Origin of the sequence: Brevundimonas sp. UBA2503, assembly GCF_002341485.1 — a bacterium.
Classification (GTDB): domain Bacteria; phylum Pseudomonadota; class Alphaproteobacteria; order Caulobacterales; family Caulobacteraceae; genus Brevundimonas; species Brevundimonas halotolerans.
The window spans coordinates 23174-29417 of record NZ_DDOD01000001.1 but is presented as its reverse complement, the minus strand read 5'-3'; the positions used below and the strand labels follow the sequence as shown (position 1 = coordinate 29417).

Genomic DNA, 6244 nt, shown 5'->3' with positions numbered 1-6244 from the left:
ACGAAGACCTTGACCATCTTCATCACGCCCGGGGGCAGTTCGTCGCCGCGCTGCAGCTTCTCGACCTTGTCCTCGAAGCGGCGATCGAGCGCCTTGCGGGCGTCCTCGAACTGCTTCTTCATGGCCTCGAGCTCGGCCATGGCCTTTTCATCGTCGAGGGCGATCTGCCACCACAGGCCGCGCGACAGTTCGCCCAGCTTGTCCTCGGTGACCTCGCCACGACCCAGGCCCTTCGGACCCGAGACGGCCTTCTTGCCCAGCAGCAGGGGCTTCAGGCGGCCGTAGACGTTGCGTTCCAGGATGGCCAGCTCGTCGTCGCGGTCCTTGCCCAGACGCTCGATCTCGGCCCGCTCGATGGCGACCGCGCGCTCGTCCTTGTCGACGCCGTGACGATTGAACACCCGCACATCGACCACCGTGCCGGCGACGCCGGGCGGCAGGCGCAGCGAGGTGTCCCGCACGTCCGAAGCCTTTTCGCCGAAGATGGCGCGCAGCAGCTTCTCTTCCGGGGTCATCGGGCTTTCGCCCTTGGGCGTGACCTTGCCGCACAGGATGTCACCCGGCTGGACTTCGGCGCCGATGGCGACGATGCCCGCCTCGTCGAGGTTGCGCAGGGCTTCCTCACCGACGTTCGGGATATCGCGAGTGATTTCCTCCGGCCCGAGCTTGGTGTCGCGGGCCATGACCTCGAACTCCTCGAGGTGGATCGAGGTGAAGACGTCGTCACGCACGATGCGCTCCGAGATCAGGATCGAGTCCTCGAAGTTGTAGCCATTCCACGGCATGAAGGCGACAAGGGCGTTGCGGCCCAGAGCCAGTTCGCCGAGGTCGGTCGAGGGACCGTCCGCGATCACGTCGCCGACCTTGACCTCGTCACCCACGCGCACGATCGGGCGCTGGTTGATGCAGGTCGACTGGTTCGAACGCTGGAACTTGGACAGGCGATAGATGTCGACGCCCGAACGACCGGCATCGGCCTCGTTGGTGGCGCGCACCACGATCCGGGTGCCGTCGATCTGCTCGACGATACCGTCGCGCTTGGCGACCACAACGGCGCCGGAGTCGACGGCCACGACCGCCTCCATGCCGGTGCCGACCAGCGGCGCGTCGGACTGTACCAGCGGCACGGCCTGACGTTGCATGTTGGCGCCCATCAGCGCGCGGTTGGCGTCATCGTTTTCGAGGAAGGGAATGAGGGCGGCGGCGACCGACACGACCTGCTTCGGCGACACGTCCATCATGTCGACGTCGGCCTTGGGCAGCAGCTGCGATTCACCGTTGATCCGGCCCGGGACCAGATCATCGACGATCTCGCCGTCCTTCAGCTCGATGTTGGCCTGGGCGATGACGTGCTTGGCCTCTTCCATCGCCGAAATATAGACGACGTCGTCCGTGGCCTTGCCGTCCTTGATCCGACGGTAGGGGCTTTCGATGAAGCCGTACTTGTTCACCCGGGCGTGCGTCGCCAGCGAGTTGATCAGGCCGATGTTCGGGCCTTCCGGCGTTTCGATCGGGCAGATCCGGCCGTAGTGGGTCGGGTGCACGTCGCGGACTTCAAAGCCCGCGCGCTCACGCGTCAGACCGCCCGGTCCAAGCGCCGACAGGCGACGCTTGTGGGTGATTTCCGACAGCGGGTTGGTCTGGTCCATGAACTGGGACAGCTGCGACGACCCGAAGAATTCGCGCACGGCGGCGGCCGCCGGCTTGGCGTTGATCAGGTCGTGCGGCATGACCGTGTCGATATCGACCGAGGACATGCGCTCCTTGATGGCGCGCTCCATCCGCAGCAGGCCGACGCGGTACTGGTTCTCCAGCAACTCACCGACCGAACGCACCCGGCGGTTGCCCAGGTTGTCGATGTCGTCGATCTCACCCTGACCATCCTTCAGGCCGACCAGGATCTGCAGGACCTTGAGGACGTCGTCCTTGCGCAGCACGCGGATTTCGTCGCCGACTTCCGGGGTTTCGAGGCGCATGTTCATCTTCACGCGGCCGACCGAGCTGAGGTCGTAGCGCTCCGAGTCGAAGAACAGGGAGTTGAACATCGCTTCGGCGGCTTCCGGGGTCGGCGGCTCGCCCGGGCGCATCACGCGATAGATGTCGAACAGTGCTTCTTCGCGGCTGCTGTTCTTGTCCACGCGCAGGGTGTTGCGCATGTAGGCACCGACCGTGACGTGGTCGATGTCCAGGATGTCGAGGGTGGTGAAGCCGTTCTCGACCAGCAGGTCGATGGTGGCGGCGTCCAGCTCGTCACCGGCCTCGGCGTAGATCTCGCCGTTCTCCATATTGACCGCATCGGCAGCCAGATATTTGGTGACCAAGGCATCCGGGGTCAGCGACAGAGCCTTGGTCGTGTCCCCCAGCTTCTTGGCCGCGCGGGCACTGATCTTGGTGCCAGCGGGGGCCACGACCTCACCGGTGTCGGCGTCGACCAGGTCGAACTCCGGCTTCACACCGCGCCAGCGCTCGGGCTTGTAGGGGGTGACCCAGGTATCGCCGCGCTTCTCGTAGGGCACGGTCTCGTAGAAGGTCTTGAGGATCTCCTCGCCGTCCATGCCCAGCGCCATCAGGAAGGTCGAGGCGGGCAGCTTGCGGCGGCGGTCGATACGGACGAACACAATGTCCTTGGCGTCGAACTCGAAGTCCAGCCACGACCCGCGATAGGGAATGACCCGCGCGGCGAACAACAGCTTGCCCGAGCTGTGCGTCTTGCCCTTGTCGTGGTCGAAGAAGACGCCTGGCGAACGGTGCATCTGCGAGACGATCACACGCTCGGTGCCGTTGACGGTGAAGGTGCCCTTGTCCGTCATGAGCGGGATATCGCCCATGTAGACGTCCTGCTCCTTGATGTCCTTGACCGAGCGGGCGCCCGTTTCCTCGTCGGTCTCAAACACGATCAGGCGCAGCTTGACCTTGAGCGGCGCGGCATAGGTCATGTCGCGCTGGATGCATTCCTCGACGTCATACTTGGGCGCCTCGAATTCATACGAGACGTATTCCAGCACGGCGCGTTCGTTGAAGTCCTTGATCGGGAAGACGGACTTGAAGACCGCCTCGATGCCCTGATCGATACGGTCGCCCGCGCGCGTCTCGCGCTGCAGGAACTGTTCGTACGAGGCGCGCTGCACCTCGATCAGGTTCGGCATCTGCACCGCTTCCGGGATGCGGCCGAAGGATTTGCGGATACGCTTTTTGCCGGTGAACGACGTGGCGGAGGCGATCTGAGCCGTGAGGGCGAGACCGTCGAAGGATTTGGCCATTCCTGTTTCCCAATCAGCAGGCCGGGCGGCCCGCATTCAAAGCAACGACCCGCGGCCGCCGACGGCGGTCCCGGGCCTTACGGTTGTCGGTGTCCACCCTCGATCGCGGGCCGCAGGCCTCGGAGATCAGGACACCAGTCATGTCGGCTCCCTTGGGGAGGAGCGCGCCTTCGCACCGGTCGGAGGGCAACGGACCGGGCCTCGGCGCTATCGCGCGGACTCGTTACAGAGTTTTGCGGAACGGGCTGATATACTCGCTTTTCCGACGAAATAAAGGCCTGTCGAAAAATTCCTGCCGGCTCAGCCGCAGGTGACCCGTTCGATACGGCCGGTGTCCTGGTCGAAGAACACGTTCATGCGGTTCGGGTCGTAGTCCATCGTCACCGCGCAGGTGGTGCAGGCGACCCGGACATTGGCGTCAGACGCAAAGCTGACGGCGGCCACGTTGCGACCGATCAGGCTCTGGGACTCGGCCGCGCCGCAGGTGTCGGCCATGCCGTCCGGGGTGGGCATTTCGGGATTGGCGGCGCAGGCGGCCAGCAGGGCCAGTCCTCCGCTCAGGATCACGTTACGCAGCAACATCGGAAGGCTCCTTCATTCGAAAAATAAACCGTGGGCACCATGGCCGGTTCCCTATCCGCAGCTGACCTCGGTCACCCGGTTGGTGCCCGCGTCGTACAGAATGTTCAGCAGATAGGGCGAATGGGCCTCGGTCCGCGGGCAGGTAGTGCAGGCGACCCGCCGGTTGGTCAGATCAACCGGGACCGGGATCTCGCTGCGATCCCGCCCCACCAGCCACTGGAGCGGGGTGGCGTGACACAGGTCATTGGGATCTTCGACCTCGACCGGCGGGCTGGCATAAGGCGTGCGTCCCTCGGCACTGGCTTGCGGCAGAACCACCACCCCGACCGGACGGGTCGGCATGGGCTCAGGCGCAGCACAGGCGCTTAACGCGACCGCCAAGGCGCCGACAATCAGCCCGCCTTTTCCCAGCGACCTTCGAGAGTTTGCCGCCAGTAGCTGATGTCCGCGCCCGTGCCCTTGAGGGCCTTCCAGCGCGCGCGCGCCGCCGTGAGCGCGTCCTCGTCCTGACCGTCGAATAGAATGAAACACCGTTGGAAATCCTCCGTCGGCTCAAAGCCTGCGCCATCGACAATGAACAGGGCCTGAGCCTGGTTCACATTGTCGGTTCCTGACGTGAACAGGATCGGTTGTCGCTCGGGATGCGGGCCGGAAGTGTGGCCGTTGGCGAGAAAGCTGTCGTCCCGCCAGGTCCACAGCGCCTCGGCCAGTCGGGCAGCGAGATCGGCATCGGCGACCCGCACCTGGGCCCTGAGGTCAGCCTGCAGCACCTTGTCCAGCAGGGTCGGGAGCACCTGCTCCAGACCCGACCGTTCGAGGTGATAGAACCAGATCTGTGGTCCCGCTGCGGTCATGGCCGACCCCGGCTCCCTGCCCTTGCCGCTCGCCTCAGCCCTCGTAGGTATCGGCGACCATGCGATCCAGCGTGCGCACGCCGAAGCCGACACCGCCGTCCGGCACCGTCGACCGCTGGCTCTTGCTGACCCAGGCGGTCGGCGCGATGTCGATGTGCGCCCAGGGCGTGTCGTTAACGAAGCGCTTCAGGAACAGGGCCGCAGTGATCGAGCCGCCGGCGCGGCCATTGCCCATATTCTTGACGTCCGCCGCCGGGGAATCGATGTGGCGGTCGTACTGCTCCGGGATCGGCATGCGCCAGAAATTCTCGTCCACCTTCGGGCCGGCGTCGAGAATGGGGCCGGCGACCGCGTCGTCGTTTGAGAAAACCCCCGCATAGTCCATGCCGAGAGCGACGATCATCGCCCCGGTCAGGGTCGCCAGATCGATCATGAATTTCGGCTTGAAGCGGTCCTGCGTGTACCAGAGGCAATCGGCAAGGACGAGGCGACCCTCGGCGTCGGTGTTCAGCACCTCGACCGTCTGGCCGGACAGGGATTTGACGATATCACCCGGGCGCTGGGCATTGCCGTCCGGCATGTTCTCGACCAGGCCGATAACGCCGACCGCATTGACCTTGGCTTTACGGCCCGCCAGTGCATGCATCAGGCCGGACACAGCGGCGGCGCCGCCCATGTCCCACTTCATGTCTTCCATGCCCTCGGGCTGTTTCAGCGAAATGCCGCCGGTGTCGAAACAGACGCCCTTGCCGACAAAGGCCAGGGGCGCATCGCCCGCCTTGCCGCCGTTCCACTTCATGATGGCGACCTGGCTTTCCCGGCGGCTGCCCATGCCCACGGCCAGCAGGGTGCGGAAACCCAGCTTTTCCAGTTCCTTCTCGTCCAGAACCTCGACCTCAAGGCCCAACTTTTCCAGCGCCTTGCAGCGCTTGGCGAATTCTTCGGGATAGAGGACGTTGGCCGGCTCGGACACGAGGTCGCGAGCGAAGATCACGCCATCCGCCACGGCCGACATCGGGGCGAACGCGGATTCGGCGGCCTTCGCGTCAGCACAGACGATGTTCAGGGCGGTCACTGACGGAACCTTTTCCGGCTTCTGACGCGTCAGATATTTGTCGAACCGGTAGGCGGCCAGCTTGATGGCGAAGGCCACGCGCGCGGCCTGTTCGGCGCTGAGCGACCGAGCATCGACGGTCAGGCTTTCCGCACCGCTCATCTTCACGGCGTGATAGGCGGCCCCGACCGCCTCCTCGATCGCCAGATCGGTCAGGGCCTCGCGATCCCCCAGCCCGGCCAGAACCACGACCGAAGCGTCCAGCCCGTGCGGCGCGGTCACGACCAGGGTCTTGCCCTTGCCACCGGTGAAGCGGCCCGACTGCATGGCGCGGCTGAACGCGCCGCCCGTCTGGGTATCGAGCGCCTTACCCCCGTCGCACAGCTTCCGGCCTTCACCCACCACCAGGGCCAGGGCCTGCGGGCTTCCGAGATCGGCGACGAAGGCGATTTTCATAGAACACTCCCAGCCGGAGCGGTCACTCCGGGTTTCAA

5 protein-coding genes are annotated in these 6244 nt (G+C 65.1%); all 5 read right to left on the bottom strand.

What is annotated here, in order from left to right:
- The coding region (gene rpoB / locus B4K74_RS00140) for a DNA-directed RNA polymerase subunit beta (protein ID WP_286691242.1) at window positions 1-3260 on the bottom strand (3260 nt) is incomplete at its 3' end.
- Window positions 3261-3560: 300 nt separating this feature from the next.
- Window positions 3561-3842 (bottom strand): I78 family peptidase inhibitor, encoded by a 282-nt coding sequence (locus tag B4K74_RS00135; RefSeq protein ID WP_286691241.1) that lies wholly within the window; start codon window positions 3840-3842, stop codon window positions 3561-3563.
- 51 nt (window positions 3843-3893) lie between these two features.
- Window positions 3894-4184 carry a hypothetical protein gene (locus B4K74_RS00130; protein ID WP_286691240.1) on the bottom strand — a complete coding sequence of 97 codons (291 nt, stop codon included), beginning with the start codon at window positions 4182-4184 and terminating at the stop codon, window positions 3894-3896.
- A 50-nt stretch (window positions 4185-4234) separates the two neighbouring features.
- Window positions 4235-4696 (bottom strand): DNA polymerase III subunit chi, encoded by a 462-nt coding sequence (locus tag B4K74_RS00125; protein ID WP_123286942.1) that lies wholly within the window; start codon window positions 4694-4696, stop codon window positions 4235-4237.
- Between the two features lie 34 nt (window positions 4697-4730).
- Window positions 4731-6206, bottom strand: coding sequence for a leucyl aminopeptidase (locus B4K74_RS00120; protein WP_286691239.1), 1476 nt, complete (start codon window positions 6204-6206; stop codon window positions 4731-4733).
- Window positions 6207-6244 lie beyond the last annotated feature (38 nt).